Origin of the sequence: Marinimicrobium sp. C2-29, from assembly GCF_038419845.1 — a bacterium.
In the GTDB taxonomy this organism is placed as follows: Bacteria; Pseudomonadota; Gammaproteobacteria; order Pseudomonadales; family Cellvibrionaceae; genus Marinimicrobium.
Window position 1 is genome coordinate 173,676 of sequence record NZ_JBCAQT010000009.1, and the last position, 18,183, is coordinate 191,858.

12 protein-coding genes are annotated in these 18,183 nt (G+C 59.6%); 7 read left to right on the forward strand and 5 right to left on the reverse strand.

Annotated features, from left to right (window positions below):
* Positions 1-68: 68 nt before the first annotated feature.
* Positions 69-2,921 carry a valine--tRNA ligase gene (locus tag AAE484_RS10685; RefSeq protein ID WP_341938405.1) on the reverse strand — a complete coding sequence of 951 codons (2,853 nt, stop codon included), beginning with the start codon at positions 2,919-2,921 and terminating at the stop codon, positions 69-71.
* Between the two features lie 101 nt (positions 2,922-3,022).
* Here AAE484_RS10685 and AAE484_RS10690 point away from each other — a divergent pair, with 101 nt between their 5' ends.
* Positions 3,023-4,708 (forward strand): acyl-CoA dehydrogenase family protein, encoded by a 1,686-nt coding sequence (locus AAE484_RS10690; protein WP_341938377.1) that lies wholly within the window; start codon positions 3,023-3,025, stop codon positions 4,706-4,708.
* 183 nt (positions 4,709-4,891) lie between these two features.
* Here AAE484_RS10690 and AAE484_RS10695 read toward each other — a convergent pair whose 3' ends face one another.
* Positions 4,892-5,869, reverse strand: coding sequence for a glutathione S-transferase family protein (locus AAE484_RS10695; protein WP_341938378.1), 978 nt, complete (start codon positions 5,867-5,869; stop codon positions 4,892-4,894).
* Positions 5,870-6,143: 274 nt separating this feature from the next.
* Between AAE484_RS10695 and AAE484_RS10700 the strand changes: the two genes are divergently transcribed.
* From AAE484_RS10700 to AAE484_RS10720, 5 genes are all read left to right on the forward strand, one after another.
* On the forward strand, positions 6,144-7,247 hold the full coding sequence (locus AAE484_RS10700) for an efflux RND transporter periplasmic adaptor subunit (protein ID WP_341938379.1): 1,104 nt from the start codon (positions 6,144-6,146) through the stop codon (positions 7,245-7,247).
* Positions 7,244-10,399, forward strand: a complete 3,156-nt coding sequence (locus tag AAE484_RS10705; RefSeq protein ID WP_341938380.1) for an efflux RND transporter permease subunit — start codon at positions 7,244-7,246, stop codon at positions 10,397-10,399. Before AAE484_RS10700 ends, AAE484_RS10705 begins: the two co-directional genes overlap by 4 nt.
* Positions 10,400-10,827: 428 nt before the next feature.
* Positions 10,828-11,142 carry a DUF883 C-terminal domain-containing protein gene (locus AAE484_RS10710; RefSeq protein ID WP_341938381.1) on the forward strand — a complete coding sequence of 105 codons (315 nt, stop codon included), beginning with the start codon at positions 10,828-10,830 and terminating at the stop codon, positions 11,140-11,142.
* Positions 11,143-11,167: 25 nt separating this feature from the next.
* The gene (locus tag AAE484_RS10715; protein WP_341938382.1) at positions 11,168-11,650 is read left to right on the forward strand and encodes a hypothetical protein; all 483 of its coding nucleotides are present in this window, start codon (positions 11,168-11,170) and stop codon (positions 11,648-11,650) included.
* A complete protein-coding gene (locus tag AAE484_RS10720; RefSeq protein WP_341938383.1) occupies positions 11,647-11,916 on the forward strand; it encodes a hypothetical protein in 270 nt (89 codons plus the stop codon). The genes AAE484_RS10715 and AAE484_RS10720 overlap by 4 nt, the downstream gene beginning before the upstream one ends.
* 23 nt (positions 11,917-11,939) lie before the next feature.
* Here AAE484_RS10720 and ylqF read toward each other — a convergent pair whose 3' ends face one another.
* Positions 11,940-12,875 carry a ribosome biogenesis GTPase YlqF gene (ylqF, locus tag AAE484_RS10725; RefSeq protein ID WP_341938384.1) on the reverse strand — a complete coding sequence of 312 codons (936 nt, stop codon included), beginning with the start codon at positions 12,873-12,875 and terminating at the stop codon, positions 11,940-11,942.
* A 303-nt stretch (positions 12,876-13,178) separates the two neighbouring features.
* On the opposite strand from ylqF, the gene AAE484_RS10730 reads away from it, so the two are divergent.
* On the forward strand, positions 13,179-14,576 hold the full coding sequence (locus AAE484_RS10730; protein ID WP_341938386.1) for a family 43 glycosylhydrolase: 1,398 nt from the start codon (positions 13,179-13,181) through the stop codon (positions 14,574-14,576).
* A gap of 75 nt (positions 14,577-14,651) precedes the next feature.
* On the opposite strand, the gene AAE484_RS10735 is transcribed toward AAE484_RS10730, so the two are convergent.
* Together AAE484_RS10735 and AAE484_RS10740 are read right to left on the reverse strand one after the other, a co-directional pair.
* On the reverse strand, positions 14,652-15,926 hold the full coding sequence (locus tag AAE484_RS10735) for a family 16 glycosylhydrolase (RefSeq protein ID WP_341938387.1): 1,275 nt from the start codon (positions 15,924-15,926) through the stop codon (positions 14,652-14,654).
* A gap of 156 nt (positions 15,927-16,082) precedes the next feature.
* On the reverse strand, positions 16,083-18,164 hold the full coding sequence (locus tag AAE484_RS10740; RefSeq protein WP_341938388.1) for a starch-binding protein: 2,082 nt from the start codon (positions 18,162-18,164) through the stop codon (positions 16,083-16,085).
* Positions 18,165-18,183 lie beyond the last annotated feature (19 nt).

Below are 18,183 nucleotides of genomic sequence, written 5' to 3' on the forward strand. Positions count from 1 at the left end.
GTTTGTAGGGCCGATCGGTCCGACGTTTCGGAGCCTAAGGCGCATCCGCGTTGTTTTAAGGTTTTTACCTACAAACTCTCAATCCGCTTCACCTGCTCCTGCAGCTTACCCAAAGACGACTTCAGACCGGCCAGGCGATCGCGCTCTTTATCGACCACTTCTGCCGGTGCTTTGTCGACAAAATTGGCGTTGCTCAATTTGCCTTCGGTCTTCTCGATGTCTTTTTCGAGCTTGGCGGTTTCTTTGCCCAGGCGCTCCAGTTCGGCGTCCTTGTCGATCAGGCCGGCCATGGGCACCAGCAGCTCCAGATCGCCGGCCAGGGCGGTGGCGGAGACCGGGGCCTCGTCGCCGGGGTTCAGCCAGGTGACGTCTTCCAGGGCGGCGATCTTGATCAGGTACTGGCGGTTTTCTTCCAGGCGGCGCTGATCTTCTGCCGAACCGTTGTAGAAAAACACCGGCAATTTTTTCGCGGGTGAGATGTTCATTTCCCCGCGAATATTGCGCACGCCCAGAATCACGGCTTTCAGCCATTCAATATCGGCGACGGCGTCGCTATCGATTTTGCTGTCATCCGCGTGCGGGTAGGGCGCCAGCATGATGGTCTCGCCGGACACGCCCGCCAGGGATTTGATTTTCTGCCAGATCTCTTCGGTGATGAATGGCATCAGCGGATGAGCCAGGCGCAGCACGGCCTCCAGTACCCGGATCAGGGTCTGACGGGTGCCGCGCTTCTGGATATCGCTGGCGTTCTCGTCCCACAATACCGGTTTGGACAGCTCCAGGTACCAGTCGCAGTACTCGTTCCAGACAAACTCGTACAGCGCCTGCGCGGCCAGATCCAGACGGTAGGTCTCCAGTCCTTCAGTGACTGCTTTTTCCGCCACCTGAAGGCGCGAAATGATCCAGCGGTCGGCCAGTGACAGGGCCACTTCGCCGTTGTTCTGGCCACAGTCTTCGCCCTCACACTGCATCAGCACATAGCGGGTCGCGTTCCAGATCTTGTTGCAGAAATTGCGGTAGCCTTCTACCCGGCCCATATCGAATTTGATGTCGCGTCCGGTGGAGGCCAGGGAGCAGAAAGTGAAACGCAGGGCGTCGGTACCGTAGGCGGCGATGCCGTCGGGAAACTCCTTGCGCGTCTGCTTCTCGATTTTCTTCGCATCTTTCGGGCGCATGAGGCCCTTGGTGCGTTTGGCCACCAGGCTTTCCAGGTCGATGCCGTCGATGATGTCCAGCGGGTCCAGCACATTGCCCTTGGACTTGGACATCTTCTGGCCATAGCTGTCGCGCACCAGCCCGTGCACATACACGGTTTCAAACGGCACCTGCGGGCGCCCCTGTTCGTCTTTGATCAGGTGCATGGTGAGCATGATCATGCGCGCGACCCAGAAGAAAATGATGTCGAACCCGGTCACCAGCAGATCGGTGGGGTGGAACTTCTTCAGAAAGTCGGTCTGTTCGGGCCAGCCCAGGGTGGAGAAGGTCCACAGGCCGGAACTGAACCAGGTGTCCAGCACGTCTTCGTCCTGCTGCAACTTGACGTCCATACCCAGGTTGTATTTGCTGCGTACTTCGGCTTCATTGCGCCCGACATAGACCTTGCCGCTGTCGTCGTACCAGGCGGGAATGCGATGGCCCCACCAGAGCTGACGGGAAATACACCAGTCCTGAATGTCCCGCATCCAGGAGAAATACATGTTTTCGTACTGCTTGGGGACGAACTGAATGCGCCCGTCTTCCACCGCCTCGATGGCCGGCTCGGCCAGCGGTTTGGTGCTCACATACCATTGATCAGTGAGCCAGGGTTCGACCACCACACCGGAGCGATCACCGCGCGGTTGCTTGAGGGCGTGATCTTCAATCTGATCCATCAGACCGGAGGATTCCAGCGCTTCCACAATCGCCTCGCGTGCGGCGTAGCGGTCTTTGCCCGCCAGTTCGGCCGGCAGGTTGGTGTCCAGGTCGTCGCGGCTCTCACCGGCGTAGTTGAACACCTGGGCCCGTGCCAGAACGGCGGCGTCTTTGTCCAGAATATTGATCAGTGGCAGGTCGTGGCGTTTACCGACCTCGTAGTCGTTGAAATCGTGGGCGGGCGTGATTTTCACACAGCCGCTGCCGAATTCGGGGTCCACGTAGTCGTCGGCAATGATCGGGATGCGGCGGCCCACCAACGGCAGGTCGATAAACTTGCCCACCAGTGAGGCGTACCGTTCGTCTTCCGGGTGCACAGCCACGGCGCTGTCGCCCAGCATGGTCTCCGGGCGCGTGGTGGCCACCACCAGATAGTCTTTGCCTTCGGCGGTTTTGGCACCATCGGCGAGCGGGTAGCGCATGTGCCAGAAAAAGCCCTTCTCGTCGTGGTTCTCCACTTCAAGATCGGAGATGGCGGTGTGCAGTTTCGGGTCCCAGTTCACCAGGCGTTTGCCGCGATAGATCAGGCCGTCTTCGTGCAGGCGCACAAAGGCCTCTCTCACCGCGTCGGACAGGCCGTCGTCCATGGTGAAGCGCTCGCGGCTCCAGTCCAGAGAGGAGCCCAGGCGGCGCAGCTGACGGGTGATATTGCCGCCGGATTCGGCCTTCCATTCCCAGATCTTCTCCAGGAACTTCTCCCGACCCAGCTCGTGCCGGTCCTGGCCCTCGGCGGCCAGCTGGCGCTCCACCACCATCTGGGTGGCAATACCGGCGTGGTCGGTGCCCATCTGCCAGAGAGTGTCGTCGCCCTTCATGCGGTGGTAGCGGATCATCGCGTCCATCACCGCATTGTTGAAACCGTGGCCCATGTGCAGGCTGCCGGTCACGTTGGGGGGCGGAATCATGATGCAGTAGGGGTCGCCGTCACCCTGGGGCTTGAAGTAACCCTTCTGTTCCCAGGTCTGGTACCACTCGCGTTCAATGGCGTGGGGCTGATAGTTCTTTTCCAGGGACATGCGGTATCCTGTCGTCGTGTCGTGATGGTTGCGCGACTTGCGTAAAAGGCGCGATTATACAGCTTCCAGACTCACCGGCCTACCGGGAGGCGACTATGACTGGTCCAGGCAATCACGATCACGGTTCGGCGGCGAACAGCCCGGCCGAGACCCACGAAGTGTTCAACGTGCCGCCGGCGCTTGAGGACTTTAACGCCTACAGCGAAGATGCGGCACTGCAGGAGATGGTGCGCGCCATGGGCGCGGGCTGGGCCGAGTCGGATCTGCATCTGCAGGGGCGCCGCAGCGGCTCGGCGGAACAGATTGCGCTGGGCTTTGCCGCCAACGCCAACCCCCCGACGTTGAAGACCCACGACCGCTGGGGCCACCGGCTGGACTGGGTGGAGTATCACCCGGCCTACCACCAGTTGATGCGCGATGCGGTGGCCCAGGGCCTGCATGCCTCCCCCTGGCGCGAGCCTCGCGCGGGCGCCCATGTGCGCCGCGCCGCGCTCAACTACCTGCACACCCAGGTGGAGCAGGGGCACGGTTGCCCGATTACCATGACCTTTGCCTGTGTGCCCGCACTCAAGCATCAACCCGAAGTGGCCGAGCAGTGGCTGCCGGGCATCACATCCCTGGAGTACGACCCACGCAATTGCCACTACCGGGAGAAAACCGGCCTGACCATCGGGATGGCGATGACCGAAAAGCAGGGCGGCTCCGACGTGCGGGCCAATACCACGCGCGCCAAACCCCTGGCGGGCGTCGGCGGGGGCGAGCGCTACCAGCTGGTGGGGCACAAGTTCTTCATGTCCGCGCCCAACAGCGATGGGTTTTTGATGCTGGCCCAGGCCGAGGGCGGCCTCTCCTGTTTTCTGGTGCCCCGCTGGCGACCGGAGGGCGGCAAAAACCCGATACTCCTGCAGCGTCTGAAAGACAAGATGGGCAATGTCTCCAATGCCTCCAGCGAGATGGAGTTGCGCGGTGCCGAGGGGTGGCTGCTGGGTGAAGAGGGGCGGGGCGTGCCCACCATTTTGCAGATGGTGGCCCTGACCCGGTTTGACTGCACCCTGGCCTCAGCCGCGGCCATGCGCCAGGGGGTGCTGCAGGCGATTCATCATTGCGCCCACCGGCGGGCATTCGGCAAAGCCCTGTTGGATCAGCCCCTGATGCAGAATGTGCTGGCCGACCTGGTGGTGGAGAGTGATGCGGCCCTGGTGCTCGCCATGCGCCTGGCGCGGGCGCTGGATCAGGCCGACGACCCCGCCGAACAGGCGCTGATGCGCCTGGCCACGGCGCTGGGAAAATACTGGGTCTGCAAACGGGTGCCGGGCCACAACTACGAGGCCATGGAGTGCCTAGGCGGCAGCGGGGTGATGAATGAATTCATGACCGCGCGCCTGTACCGGGAAGCGCCGATCAACGCCATCTGGGAGGGCAGCGGCAATATCCAGTGTCTGGATGTGTTGCGGGCGCTGGATAAACAACCCGAAAGCCGGGAGGTGCTGGAGCGGGAGCTGTCCCGCACCCGCGGTTCCGATTCTCGCCTGGATCGGCATATGGATGAATTGTCGGCGGCGCTGAATGACAGCGGCGCCCGCGAGTATCGGGCCCGGAGTCTGGCCGAAGCCATGGCGGTGGGGCTGCAGGCGTCATTGCTGGTGCGCTACGGTGATTCGCGCGTGGCGGAGGCGTTTATTGCCAGTCGCATTGACCGGCCGCACGGGCTGTACGGCAACTTACCTCGGGGGACGCCGACCCGGGCGATCATCAGTCGGGCTTTGCCTATGTACGCATGACTTTGGGGGAAGTTGGCGGATGCGCTTGACGCTCCGAGGCGCCGGACCGACCCACCCTACGAACTTGGCGGATGCGCTTGACGCTTATCCGCCCTACATAAACGGCCGTGGTATACGTAGGGCGGATAAGCTGTAAGCGCATCCGCCATTCCCAAACCAGAAGCGCATCCGCCGCCAAAACCTTCACCGATTATGCGGCGCATCCAGATTCAACTCCGGCCCTTCGGGCACGATGCGGGTGGGGTTGATGGTGTCGTGGCTGTAGTAGTAATGGTTCTTGATGTGGTCAATGTGCACCGTCTCGGCCACGCCCGGCACCTGGTACAGTTGCCGCAGGTAATTGGACAGGTTCGGGAAGTCGGCAATGCGGTGGCGGTTGCATTTGAAGTGGCCCACGTACACGGCATCAAACCTCACCAGCGTGGTAAACAGCCGCCAATCCGCTTCAGTGATCTCCTCGCCCGCCAAAAACTTTTGCCGGGCCAGAATCGCCTCGACATCATCTAATGCCGAGAACAATTGATGGTAGGCTTTTGAATAGGCTTCCTGTTTGGTGGCGAAGCCCGAGCGATACACGCCGTTGTTGATGTTGTGGTACACCTTTTCGTTAATCGCGTCGATGGCGTCGCGCTGCGCCTCGGGGTAATAATCCCGGGGTGATTGTGCCAGATCCCGGAAACCGCTGGAGAGCATGCGGATGATTTCCGCCGACTCGTTGCTGACAATGGTCTCGCGCTGCTTGTCCCACAGGACCGGCACAGTGACCCGACCGGAATAGTCCGGCTGCGCTTTGGTGTAGACCTGATGCATGCAGTCGAAGCCATACAGCGGCTCCGGTCCTTCAGTGTTGAAAGCCTTGTCGGCTTTGAATTCCCAGCCGTTTTCGAGCATGTAGGGGTGAACCACTGAGTAGCTGATCACATCTTCCAGGCCCAAAAGCTTACGGAAGATCAGTGTCCGGTGCGCCCAGGGGCAGGCGTAGGATACGTAAAGGTGATAGCGTCCCTTCTCCGCCTTGAAGCCGCCCTCGCCACTGGGGCCCGCGCTGCCATCGGGGGTGACCCAGTTGCGGAACTGGGCGTCTTCGCGAATGAATTCGCCACCGGTTTTTTCGGTGTCATACCACTGGTCGTGCCACTGACCTTTAACCAAGAGACCCATGAGTCTGCTCCTGTCTGCAAATGTTGTGTTGAGACCAAGCCTAAAGCGCTTTTGATTCCAAGCCTAAAGGCCTTTGCGCAAGATATCCACGGCACTGTTAAGACCAATAACCAATCTTTACATTTACTGGTACTCGCCGGCGCGGGGTTCTGTCGTCATTTGTATGATTTTAGCGTAGCCTATGAAGCTAGTGTGCTGTAACACCCTAGTGACTGATCTCTTGTCACGGTTTCGCAGTATTCTGCCCCTCTACTCAATCGACCGATAACGAATTATGAAACAATCGTGGTACATCATAAGCAGTGCACCTCGCACGCTCGGTGCTCTTCTTCTCTTGTCTCTCATTACCGGCATCACTGGCTGCTCCGACACCTCAGAGGAGTCGGATAGCGAAGGGGACGAGCGTCCCGCCCAGCCGATACTGACCGCTGAAGTCGAGTACGACGTGGAGAGCACGTTTGTGGAGGCCATCGGCACGTCCCGGGCGCTTCGCTCCGTCGAACTGGAGCCGTCAGTGACCGGGGAAGTCTCCGAAGTGGCCATTTCCGCTGGAGAGCGAGTCGAGCAGGGGCAGGTGCTGTTGCGCCTGGATGACCGCGATGAGCGGCTGGCCGTGGAGCTGGCCGAAGTGGAGCTGGCCGATGCCAAGCGCTTGCTGGACCGCTACCAGCGCTCGGCCGCCAGCGGCGGGGTGACCCAGTCCGACCTGGATGCCGCCAACAGCGAGGTCGACCGGGCCCGAATCGCCCTGGAGCGGGCAAAAGTCCAGCTTGATTATCACACCATCGAGGCGCCGTTCACGGGGCATGTGGGCATGACTGACGTTGACCCGGGTGCCTGGATCGGTCCGGACTCCGTAATTACCACACTGGACGACCGCACGACGCTGTTGGTCCGCTTTCAACTGCCGGAGCTGTTGTTTGGCCGCTTGCAGGCGGGCGACACCATTCAGCTGAGCACCTGGAGCGACAGGTTTTCTGTGGCCGAGGGGGAAATTGTGGATGTGGACTCCCGCATTGATGAAGCCCGGCGAACGTTTACGGTGCGCGCTCACGTCGACAACACAGCCGATAACCTGCGCCCCGGCATGAGCTTTCGCGTGCAGATGACACTCTCCGGCAACCGATACCCGAAAGTGCCGGAAATTTCTCTGCAGTGGGGAGGCGAGGGCGCCTATGTCTGGATCGTGGAGGACGGCAAAGCCGAGCGGGTGATGGTCAATATTGTCCAGCGCAGCGCCCAGGGGGTGCTGGTGGAAGCCGACTTTCCCGACAATGCCCATATCGTGACCGAGGGCGTTCACGCCGTACGTGAAGGGGCGCGAGTCAGACCATTGAATGCCGAGTTGGAAACGGCGCAGACGGGAGATGAGTCGTGAGTGAGGGGCAGGATCCACGTCGGGCGGCGCCGGTCGATGACCTTCCCAGCGTCAGCATCCGCCGTCCCATACTGATATTGGTGATCAACCTGCTGATTGCGCTGGCGGGTGTGGCGGCGATTCTCGCGGTTGAGGTCAGAGAGTTGCCGGATGTGGACCACCCCTATGTGTCGGTCAGCGGTAATTACCCGGGTGCCTCACCGGAGACCATGGACGCGGAGGTGACCAGTATCGTCGAAGGCGCGGTTGCCCGTGTCTCGGGGCTGCGCAGCATCCGCTCCGATAGCGAAGAGGGCAACTTTCGCATGGGGCTGGAGTTCAACCCGGGGGTGGAACTCAATGATGCCGCTTCAGAGGTACGTGAAGCGGTCAGCCGGGTGCGGGATGAGCTTCCCGACGATGTCGAACAGCTGACCATCACCAAAGCCGATCCGGACGCCGGCTCCATCATCAATATTGCCGCCATCAGTGACGTGCTGTCGGAGACCGAGCTGACCCGACGGGTCGAGCAGGAAATCGTGCCCGAGCTGATCTCCGTGACGGGAGTAGCCGATGTTCGGGTATTTGGCGGGCGCGACAGGGTGGTCCGCGTGGTGGTCGATCCCATACGTCTGGCGAGTGTGGGCCTGGGCGTGGCCGATGTGGCGGCGGCGCTGCGAACGGCCCCCTACGATGTACCCAGCGGCAGCTTCCGCTCCAATGATCAGGAGTTGCTGGTCAGAGCCGACGCCACCGCGATCTCCGAGCGGGAAATCCAGGAAATCGTGGTCTCCGGTAGCACCAAAATCGGCGATGTGGCCCGGGTGTTTTACTCGCCCCAGGATGCCAGCTCGCTGGTGCGCTACAACGGCCAGCCGGTGGTGGGGCTCGGCATCGTGCGCCAGGCGCAATCCAATACTCTGGAAATCTCGGAAGGCATCCATCGGATGATGGGCCCTCTCAACGAGCGTTTCGATGACATTCAGCTGTCGGTTACCGAAGACAATGCCACCTTCATCAAGGGCTCAGTGCGCGAGGTGATCACCAGCCTGCTGCTGACCGTCGCCATTGTGGTGGGCACCATCTGGCTCTTCATGGGCTCCTTCCGGATCACCCTGGTTCCCAGCCTGGCGATACCCATCGCCCTGGTCGGGACTGTGGCGGCCATCTGGGCGCTCGGTTTTTCCATCAATATCCTCACGCTGTTGGCGCTGGTGTTGGCCACCGGTCTGGTGGTGGATGATGCGATTGTGGTGTTGGAGAACATTCAGCGCCGTCGCCACCAGGGGCTCGGAGCCCGCGCCGCCGCCGTGCTGGGCACGCGACAGGTCTTTTTCGCGGTGGTCGCGACCACGGCGGTGCTGGTCTCGGTTTTTGTCCCCATCGCCATTCTGCCCAGTACCGCGGGCCGGCTGTTCCGTGAGTTCGGTTTTGTGCTGGCGGTGGCGGTCATCATTTCCTCCTTCGTGGCCCTGTCTCTGGTGCCCGCCGCCGCGGCCCGCATCTCGCCCGAGCGCAAAGACGAAGTCCACCCGATCCGCGATCGACTGCACCGGCTCGGGGACTACCTGGCCCGTGGCTACGGTTGGATGATCGATCATGCGCTGTCTCACGCCTGGTTGACCTTTGGCATTGCCGTGCTGGTGGTGATCGGCGCCGGCTTTGCCTACACCGTGGTGCCCAATGAGCTGCTGCCCGAAGAGGACCGGGGGGTGATCTATATCGGCACCAATGGGCCGGAGGGCGTCGGGCTTGAATACAGCGAACGACAGGCACAGAAAGTCAGCGATGTGGTCCAGCCGTTGCTGGACTCCGGTGAAGTGGAATTGGCCTTTTCCATCATCGGTTGGCGCGATCCCAACCGGGCCCTGTTCGTGCTCCCCCTGAAACATTGGGATGAGCGTGAGCGCACCCGTATGGAAATTGCCGAGGAGCTGGAAGAGCCGTTGAATGCCATTCCCGGTATCTCCACCTGGATCGGCAGTGGCAACAGCCTGGATATTCGCGGCGGAGGACAGGGCAACAGTCTGGAGGTGGCACTCACCGGCCCGGATTACGATCAGATCTATGCCGCCGCGGAAGAGTTTATCGCCGAAATCGAAGAGCGCTTCGACTACCTGTCTGACCCGGACCTGGATTACGACCCCAACAAACCCCAGTTGTCGGTCAATATTGATCGGCGCCGTGCCTCCGAACTGGGGGTAGAGCTGGACGATATCTCCACTACCATGCGCTCAATGATCCAGGGCTTTGATGTCGTGGATCTGAGTGTGGGCGATGAAGCCATCCCGATTGTGCTCGAATCGGCCACGGGACAGATTCGCACGCCCAATGATCTGGTGAACCTCTACGTTACCTCGGAAGGTGGCGACCTGATTCCGCTCTCGTCCGTGGTCGACATTCGCGAAGACAACGTAGCGGCGGAGCTGGAACGGCACTCACAGCGCCGGGCCATCGAGATTGAGTTTCAGCTGGATGAAGACATCCCGATGCAGCGCGCCGTGGATGAAGTCCGTGCGATGAGTGCCGAGACGCTACCGCGTGGCATCAGTCTGATTTTCCAGGGCGAAGCCCAGACGCTGGGTGAAACCTCCCGGGATGTGGCGATGACCTATATCATCGCCCTGGTGGTAGTGTTCCTGGTGTTGTGCGCCCAGTTTGAAAGCTTTACCAGTGCCCTGATCGTGATGGTGACCGTACCCTTCGGGATCGCGGCGGCGATTCTGGCGATACTGATAACTGGCACGAGCATCAACATTTACTCCCAGATCGGCCTGGTCATGCTGATCGGTCTGATGGCCAAGAACGGCATTCTGCTGGTGGAGTTTGCCGATCAGCTGCGCGACATGGGCCACTCGGTGTTGAGTGCGGTTCGCACGGCGGCCATGGTCCGCCTGCGCCCCATTACCATGACCATGATGTCGACCGTATTGGGTGGTCTGCCCCTGATCCTCAGTAGCGGCCCTGGTGCCGAGTCCCGCTGGGCCATTGGCTGGGTGATCTTCGGGGGGTTGGGCCTGGCGGCTCTGTTTACCCTGTTCCTCACACCGGTGGTGTATCTGGGGCTCGCCCGCTTTGCCAAGCCGCGAGCGGCCGAAGGAGAAAAAATGATGACCGAAATGGACGAGGCGGAGCTGATTCCCGATTCGGATACCGAATGGCGCACGTCGTGATGTGAATGACCGCGCGTCCGGCCAGTGAACAAGGTTCTGGCAGTGAATTGTGCCAAAACTTAAACGAAGGCGAAAAAGGTGTTATGGTAACAGTGGGCTGCGCGGCTAATTCGGTAATGCTCAGCCGTCGCACAAGCGTCGTGGGCTAGGCGCGCGAGTGCAGGACTGGCCCGTCGTCAATTCAAGCGAGCGCAACGCCGCCCAAGGCGCTTGTGCGGCGGCCCTCCGGGAGCGCCTGTGCCGGCACGACTCGGCGTTGCGTTTCTTGACAAGGGACCCACCCTGGCCTGCGAAACGCGCCTTGATTCGCACCGGCACAGGCGCTCTGAGCGTTACCGAATTAGCCGCGCAGCCCACTAGGTCAGACGGAGCAGATCGCTTCTTGTCTGCCATTAACCTTGGCGACAACCGCCATTAGGAGGAATAGCATGGCAACTTCCACTACCAAAACAGCGACCAATGAAAGCGCAACCGAATCCGGTGCGCCTTTTACCGAAAAAACCGTTTCGGCGGCACACGAAGCCATTGATCGTCTGTCTGAGCGCGTCGCCCACACCGAAGAGCGTCTCCGTGGTGCCGCTTCCCAAGGCCAAGAATCCTGGTCGGAGAAGCAGGAAGAGTGGCGGGCTCAGGTCGAAGGGTCAGTGTCAGGCGCGCGTGAGTACGCCCGGGAAAACCCCCTGATGGCCGCCGGTATTGCCTTTGCGGCAGGCCTGGTGATTGCCAATATCCTGCGCCGCTAGCGGCTGCCAGTTATTGGAGAGTTGAATGCACGCTGGCGAAGATTCCACCGCTGAGCAGGAACCACACCAGCAGCAGAAACAGGAACAACTCGACCCTGAAGAGGCCTCTCCGGAAGAGTCGCTCCTGGATCTGGCCGCGGCCATGATCGCACTGGCGCGGCAGACCTGGAGAGATCGCTTTTCGCTGGCGAGAGCCGAGGCGAGGTTGGCGCTCAGTACCGCCATCCTGTTGATGGGGCTGGCCTTTTTGATGGCCATGACACTGACGTTGATCTGGATTTTGCTGCTGATTGGTGCCGGTTTCTACGCGTTTCAGCAGGGCCTGTCCCTGGGCTGGATACTGGCGGGCGCGATAGTGGCGCAAGTGGCTCTTGTGTTTTATCTGCGTTGGCAGATTCGCAGTGTCAAAAGCTGGCTCACCTTCCCCGCTACCCGCCGGGCGTTTTCACGCTCGATTTTTGCCGATTTCAAGGCGGCGGCGAAGGATCCGGGAGAAACCCCGCCATGATGTCATTACTGATACGGAAAAAGCGCAATCGCGTGATTGCCATGGCCGTGCACATTGATGAAGAGCGTCGTCTGCTCTATCAGATCACCCAGCAGGGTCGAGCCCAGCTGGGTGATCGCCTGCGTGGTGAGTGGGGCATTGCCGGCTGTTTTGCGGCGGGGTTTCTGACCGGTCGGTACGGTTCGAAGATGCTCAAACCGTTGCGCGCCATTCCGTTCTGGAACCTGTTTCAGAAAATCAGGCCTTATCTGCACCTGCCTTTTTAACGGAAAGACTCAGCGGCTCTCGCTTAACGGCGATTCTTTCTGGCGCGTAGCTGGCGCTCGCGTTTCTTCTCCTCTTTTTCCTTTTTTATGCGTTCATCCTCTGCTTGAGCCTCGCGCTCTTCCTGTGCTGTCATTTCCGGGGTCTCCAGGGTGACGGGACCCAACAGGCCGGCCTGCAGCTCGCTGATGAGCAATGCCGAGACCTTTTCCAGGTCTACCATCCCTCCCTTGCGCACCGCACCGCGTGCCTCACCGATGGCCTCGATCAGGGCCAGGTCACCCTCGGGTAGCGCCTCGAGCTTGTAGCGCTGGGTCAGCGCCTGGGGATACTGCTGGGCGAGATACTCTACGATGAAAAAGGCCACCTCGGGGTAATCGAACACCCGCTCCTTGATCGCGCCGGTGGCCGCCAGGCGATACCCGCAGCTGGGTGGGTTCAGCTTGGGCCACAGAAACCCTGGCGTATCGGTCAGGACAACGCGATTATCCAGCTTGATACGCTGCTGGGCCTTGGTGACGCCCGCTTCGTCGCCGGTTTTGGCGATGCGCCTCCCGGCGAGAATATTGATCAGCGTTGATTTGCCCACATTGGGGATGCCCATGATCATCGCCTGGGCATTGCGGGCGCTCAGATTGCGGTCGGCGAGCAGGTCCTGACACAGAGTCAGAATCCGTTTGATGCCGGCCGGCTGAGTGTGGCTCACGGGGATGGCGACCACGCCCTGTTCCTGCTCCAGGTACTCGATCCAGCGCTGGGTGAGCACCGGGTCGGCCAGATCGGCCTTGTTCAGCAACTTGATGCACGGCTTCTCGCCCCGCAGGCTGGGCACCAGCGGGTTTTCGCTGGAGTAGGGGATACGCGCGTCCAGCACCTCAATCACCACATCCATCTGAGCCATGACTTGCGCGATTTCCTTGCGCGCCTTGTGCATATGTCCGGGGAACCAGTTGATGGCCATTCTATTCTCTAACCCATTGTGATCATGAGGGCGGATTCTGCCCTTATTCGTCGGCTGACTCAATCAGTTTAAGGCGCGGGGCAAGCCTGTTCGGAGGCTGATGCGAGATTTTTCCGGTTATTTATATAGCCTTTTGGCATATTACAGGGGGCTTAGCATTCGGGATTGGTCTCAGTGTGGAATGAAGCGACAGGTAATACCTGATAGACTCTAAAATGTCTACTTATAGGATAATAATACGGACTGATGTGGACTACCACGCATGGAGGTACAACACACTAATAATCGATAACAGGTGAATCTATGTTCTCAGCCTTACTTCAATCAGTAAGTCTCACTCAACGTGCGTTGCTGGTATCACTCCTGCTCTGCTGCGTGCCGGCCTCGGCTCTGGAGCTGACCGGTATCCCCAACTCGCACGATCCGGCCACTTTGATGAAAGACGGCGATACCTATTTCCATTTCACCACCGGCGGTGGTGTGTGGTATTCCCGCTCCACGGATCTGACCGACTGGGGCAACCCCGGTACGATCTTCGGCAGTGGCTGGCCCAGCTGGATCAATGATGCCGTACCGGGTTTTGAAGGGGAGTTCTGGGCCCCCGATGCCATTCAGATGGGGGACTACTTCTACGTTTACTATTCGGTCTCCACATTCGGTAGCTCGCGTTCGGCAATCGGCGTGGTGCGGACCCCGTCCCTGAAAAATCCCAACTGGCAGGATCTGGGCATGGTGGTGCAGTCCTACGGTGGCTCTGACGAGATCAATGCGATTGATGCGGCACTGTTCCGCGATCATGATGGTCGCGTCTATATGTCCTACGGCTCCTGGTTCGGTGGTCTCGGTGTGGCGGAGATCAATCAGAGCACCGGTAAGCTGGCCTCTGGCGTCACCAAAATTTACGGTGGGGGTCATCAGTCCATCGAAGCGCCTTACATTACCCGCAACGGTGACTACTACTATCTGTTTTTCACTCGCGGCAAGTGCTGTCAGGGGTCGAATAGCACCTACAAAGTTCAGGTGGCTCGCTCCACCAGTGTGTTTGGCCCTTACACCGATGAGCGCAACCTGCTTCCCAATGAAGATGGCAAGCGCAAGGGCCCCGGGCACATCGGTATTCTCAAGCAGGACGGGTGCAACTTTACCACCACCCATTACTACGATCTGAACGATGGCGGCACAGCCAAGCTGGACATTCAGATGATGACCTTCTCCGGCGGCTGGCCTTCGATGACCCACAACTTCAACAACATCATGGATTGTGGCGGAACCAGTGAAGGGCTGTATCAGATTCAGTCTCGGCGTAGCGGCAAGAGTCTGGAGATCGAGTACGCGGACACCGAGAACGGCGGCAATGTCGTGCAGTACGATTTCAACAATGGCCTGCATCAGCAGTGGTACGTGATCGATCAGGGCACAGGCAATTACAGCCTGATCAATGCATTGAGCCTGAAAAGCATGGACGTATGGGGCGTGTCGACCAGTGCCGGGGCGAACATTGCCCAATATGATTATCTGGGCGGCGACGGCCAACGCTGGCAGTTCAATTCGGTCACCGGAAATTATGTGGAGATCGAATCTGAACTGAGCGGTATGTTGCTGGATGTTTACGGCAATAGCACCGAAAACCAGGCCAATATTGTGCAGTGGGACCGGACCGGTCGCAGCAATCAGCATTGGACCATGATCCGCCAGTACTAGTGGTATGTTGGTCGTAACAAGGCAAGCGAGGCACGTCGCCTCGCTTGCCTTTTTATTTGCCCGCCAAAAAATGCGTTATTGGTAAACTCTCACGTAATCAATGTACATGCGCTGTGGGAACTGGCTGCTGGCGTCGGGCTCCCCCGGCCAGGTGCCGCCGACGGCGACGTTCAAGAGGAAGAAGAATGGATGGTCGTAGACCCACTCGCCATACTGTTCTACCTCGGAGCGCGTGATGCTGTAAAAATTCACATCGTCCACGTACCAGTCGATACCGTTTTCGTCCCACTCTACAGCGTACACATGATAATTGGCGTCGGCCGACTCCCCCAGGTCGTGGGTGCCGTTGATCGGTGTGTTGCCCGAGTACCCCGGCCCATGCAGGGCGCCGTGGGTCAAATTGGGCTCGTAACCCACATGCTCCATGATGTCGAGCTCACCGTTCTGGGGCCAGCCGACACTGTCGATATCATTCCCCATCATCCAGAATGCGGGCCAGATACCCTGGGTTTGCGGCAGCTTGATGCGAGCTTCCATACGCCCGTAGGTGAATTCCTGTTTGCCTTTGGAAATCATGCGCGTTGAAGTGTATTCACAGGGTCCGTACCAGCAATTGAATCCCGCGGGGTTTTCTTGGCGAGCTTCCAGTACCAGCACGTTGCTGTCGACTTGTACATCGTACTCAATGTAAGCGTTGTCACCATCGGTGTAGTACTGCAACTCCTGATTGCCCCAGCCCTGGCCACCGGTCTCGAAGGCCCAGTTATCAGTGTCGATGGTGTCGAATTCATCGCTCCAGGCGGGTTGAGTGGAATCGCCGCCATCGTCATCGTCAACCGTTTCGAAACGCAACCAGTTCAAATTGAAGTCGCCGCTCTGCACGTTAACTCGTACGGTGTGTTCCCCGGCAGGTAAAGCGATCGGGCTGGAGCTTAGCGTGCTCCAGGATTGCCATCCGCCGGTATTGTCGATGCTCTGCGTTCCCACAATTTCGGAGCCGTTCAGGTCCACGGTAAAGGCACCGCCACCTGTGTCTGAGGCGACCCGGGAGTTCACCGCATAAGTCGCCGCATCCAGCGTTAGAGTATATTCGAGCCATTCGCCGGGGGCGATCCAGCCGACATTGTAGCCCTCCCCCTCATCGGTGCTGGCTTCGATGTCCACATCGCCCGAGCGATAGGCTCCACCGGTGTTGCCCGCCGTGGTGTCATAGGCGCTCTCGTAATCTTCCGCCTGGAGAGTCAGGCTGCCAGCGTTGCCGCCTCCATCACCGCCGCTCTGGCCGTAGATCTCAAATTCCCAAATGGAATAGCCCCAATCGTTCTCAGCGCTGCGACTGACGCCATACATGCGGACATAGCGGTAGTTTCCGGCAACTTGAAAAACTGTGGACTGGTTCGCAGGAGCGATGACGCTCGGAAGATGGCGGGTTCCTTATCGCCCGACTGGGTTGCGGTCGATAATAAATGTTGTTGCGACATCCCTGTCACTTTACAAGGTTGGAGGTTATTGCGGGCTGACCCCGCAATCACTCAACGTGGTCCACTGTCCCTGCCGGTAGCAGGTGTTGCTGTCACCCATGCTGAGGTCACCAGTCTGGGCACCGCCATTGTCGTTGAAAATGACGTTGAGTGAGTTCAGCTCGGCGCCGGTGTCGTAGCAGTAAAAGCCGTTATTGCTGTGCAGGGCTTCACCGGGCCAGCTGGCGTCCCCAATAGCACCGCTGGGGCTCGCATTCCAGAAATAGACGTGCGGGTCGTTATAGCCGCCTGCGTTGTCGTAGCAGAGGTAGGTGTTCTCGGCGGGCGGCTCACTGCTTTCCACCTCAAAACCACATTGCTCAAGGCTTTGCCACTGACCGTTGGCATAGCAGCCGTCACCGCTGTAGGTGAGGTCGTCGGTCTGGGCACCGCCATTGTCGTTGAAGATGACGTTGAGAGAGGTCAAATCGACGCCCGGGTCGTAGCAGACGTAGTCGCCATGGGTACTCATGGCTTCACCGGGCCAGGCGGTGTCGTCGATGACGCCGGACGGGCTGGGGCCCCAGTAGTAGATGTGTGGGCTGCTGTAGTTGGCGCTGTTGTCGTAACAGAGACTGGTGGCCGTTACAGTGCCTGCCTCTGGTTCCGGCTCGGTTGAACCGTCAATCCGAGCGTCGATGTGGATGGCCAGGGCGGTCATGGCCGGCAAACTGACGCTGACCCGTCCCTGATTGTCGACCCAGAGGGTTTCGCCGTCACAGTTGCCACTGTTGAAGTCGCCATCCAGCACGTTGCAGTATTCACCCTCGGGCAGGTCGGTGCTGAAGGTCCGGTTCAGGTCATTGCCTTCGCGGTTGATGGCCACAAAACCGGCATTACCCCGGCCAAAACCGATCTGGTTGTTGCCATTGTCCCACCAGTTGTTGACCGTATTGCCGCCGGTGACCTGGCGAAATTCCACCATATTGGCGATGGGCGTCCAGCGATGTTCGCACTGCCAATCCGAGCCATAGCAGTTGAGGCTACCGTTGTTGTGTACCTTGGCGCTGGGTGGGCCGGCTTCACTGTCGGTAAAGGCAAAGCTGGACATGACCTTCGGGTAACCGTAGGGCCAGGCGAGCATGAAAACGTTCCCCAGGTCGTAGAGAGCGCCGTCCTTGTAAGTCAGCACATTGCTGCCGCCGGCACCGTGACCGCGCTGGTTGTCGTGGTTATCGGTAAACACCACCGCTGAATCATCGCCGAGAAAGCCCCAGGCTTCACCGAAACTGTTGAGGTTACTCAGTTGGCCATTCTTGAATTGATTGCCGATTTCGGCGCTGTACTTGAACTCGGTAACGTCACCCCCGTTGATGTATTCCAGTGCGCTGACGGCTTCGCCCCCGAGGTCGATCACCTCCTGAAAAATGTAGGGGCTGCCGTTCAGTCGGGCGGTGATCGCGTTGATATCTTCCGGTGACATATGCTTGGAGGCATCGAGCCGGAAGCCTTTGACGCCGATGCCGATCAGGTCATTCATGTAGTCGGCCAGTGTCTGGCGGACATACTCGGCCCCGGTGTCCAGGTCGGGAAGGCCAACCAGCCGGCAGTTGCGCACGCGCCAGGCATCCCCGCTGTAGTCTTCGCTGTTGATGGTGCACGCGGCGTGAAAATCGTTGCTCGAGAACTCGGGATATAATGTACCGGCCGAATAGTCACTGCCGTCGGTTCCGGTTCCGCTGCCGGCGGCCATGTGATTGATGATGGCATCCACATAGATATCCACGCCGGCGTCGGCGCATCGATCCACCATGTCGATAAACTCGGCCCGGGTGCCGCTGCGGCTGTTGTTGATGGTGAGGCTGACCGGTTGGTAACGGGTCCACCAGGCGTCTCCCTGAATGTGCTCCTGCGGGGGCGAGACCTGCACGCCCGCGTAACCCTTCGGACCCAAGTGCTGTTCGCACTCGGTGGCAATATCGCTCCATTGCCACTCGAACAGGTGCACAAAAGTATCGCCCGCAGTGGGCTGGGCACTGGCGCCGGCGGCTGACACCAGGCTGACCGCCAGGGCACTTTGAAGCCAACGGCGCAGCCTCATCGGTGAGGTGTGGTTATGGTTATTCATAAAACCTCCATAGAATTTT

Bases quoted from the DNA above. Each gene is read 5' to 3' on its own strand.
- AAE484_RS10690 (WP_341938377.1), top strand. From the start codon at position 3,023: ATGACTGGTCCAGGCAATCACGATCACGGTTCGGCGGCGAACAGCCCG.
- AAE484_RS10695 (WP_341938378.1), bottom strand. From the start codon at position 5,869: ATGGGTCTCTTGGTTAAAGGTCAGTGGCACGACCAGTGGTATGACACC.
- AAE484_RS10700 (WP_341938379.1), top strand. From the start codon at position 6,144: ATGAAACAATCGTGGTACATCATAAGCAGTGCACCTCGCACGCTCGGT.
- AAE484_RS10710 (WP_341938381.1), top strand. From the start codon at position 10,828: ATGGCAACTTCCACTACCAAAACAGCGACCAATGAAAGCGCAACCGAA.
- AAE484_RS10715 (WP_341938382.1), top strand. From the start codon at position 11,168: ATGCACGCTGGCGAAGATTCCACCGCTGAGCAGGAACCACACCAGCAG.
- AAE484_RS10720 (WP_341938383.1), top strand. From the start codon at position 11,647: ATGATGTCATTACTGATACGGAAAAAGCGCAATCGCGTGATTGCCATG.
- ylqF (WP_341938384.1), bottom strand. From the start codon at position 12,875: ATGGCCATCAACTGGTTCCCCGGACATATGCACAAGGCGCGCAAGGAA.
- AAE484_RS10730 (WP_341938386.1), top strand. From the start codon at position 13,179: ATGTTCTCAGCCTTACTTCAATCAGTAAGTCTCACTCAACGTGCGTTG.
- AAE484_RS10735 (WP_341938387.1), bottom strand. From the start codon at position 15,926: ATGTATGGCGTCAGTCGCAGCGCTGAGAACGATTGGGGCTATTCCATT.
- AAE484_RS10740 (WP_341938388.1), bottom strand. From the start codon at position 18,164: ATGAATAACCATAACCACACCTCACCGATGAGGCTGCGCCGTTGGCTT.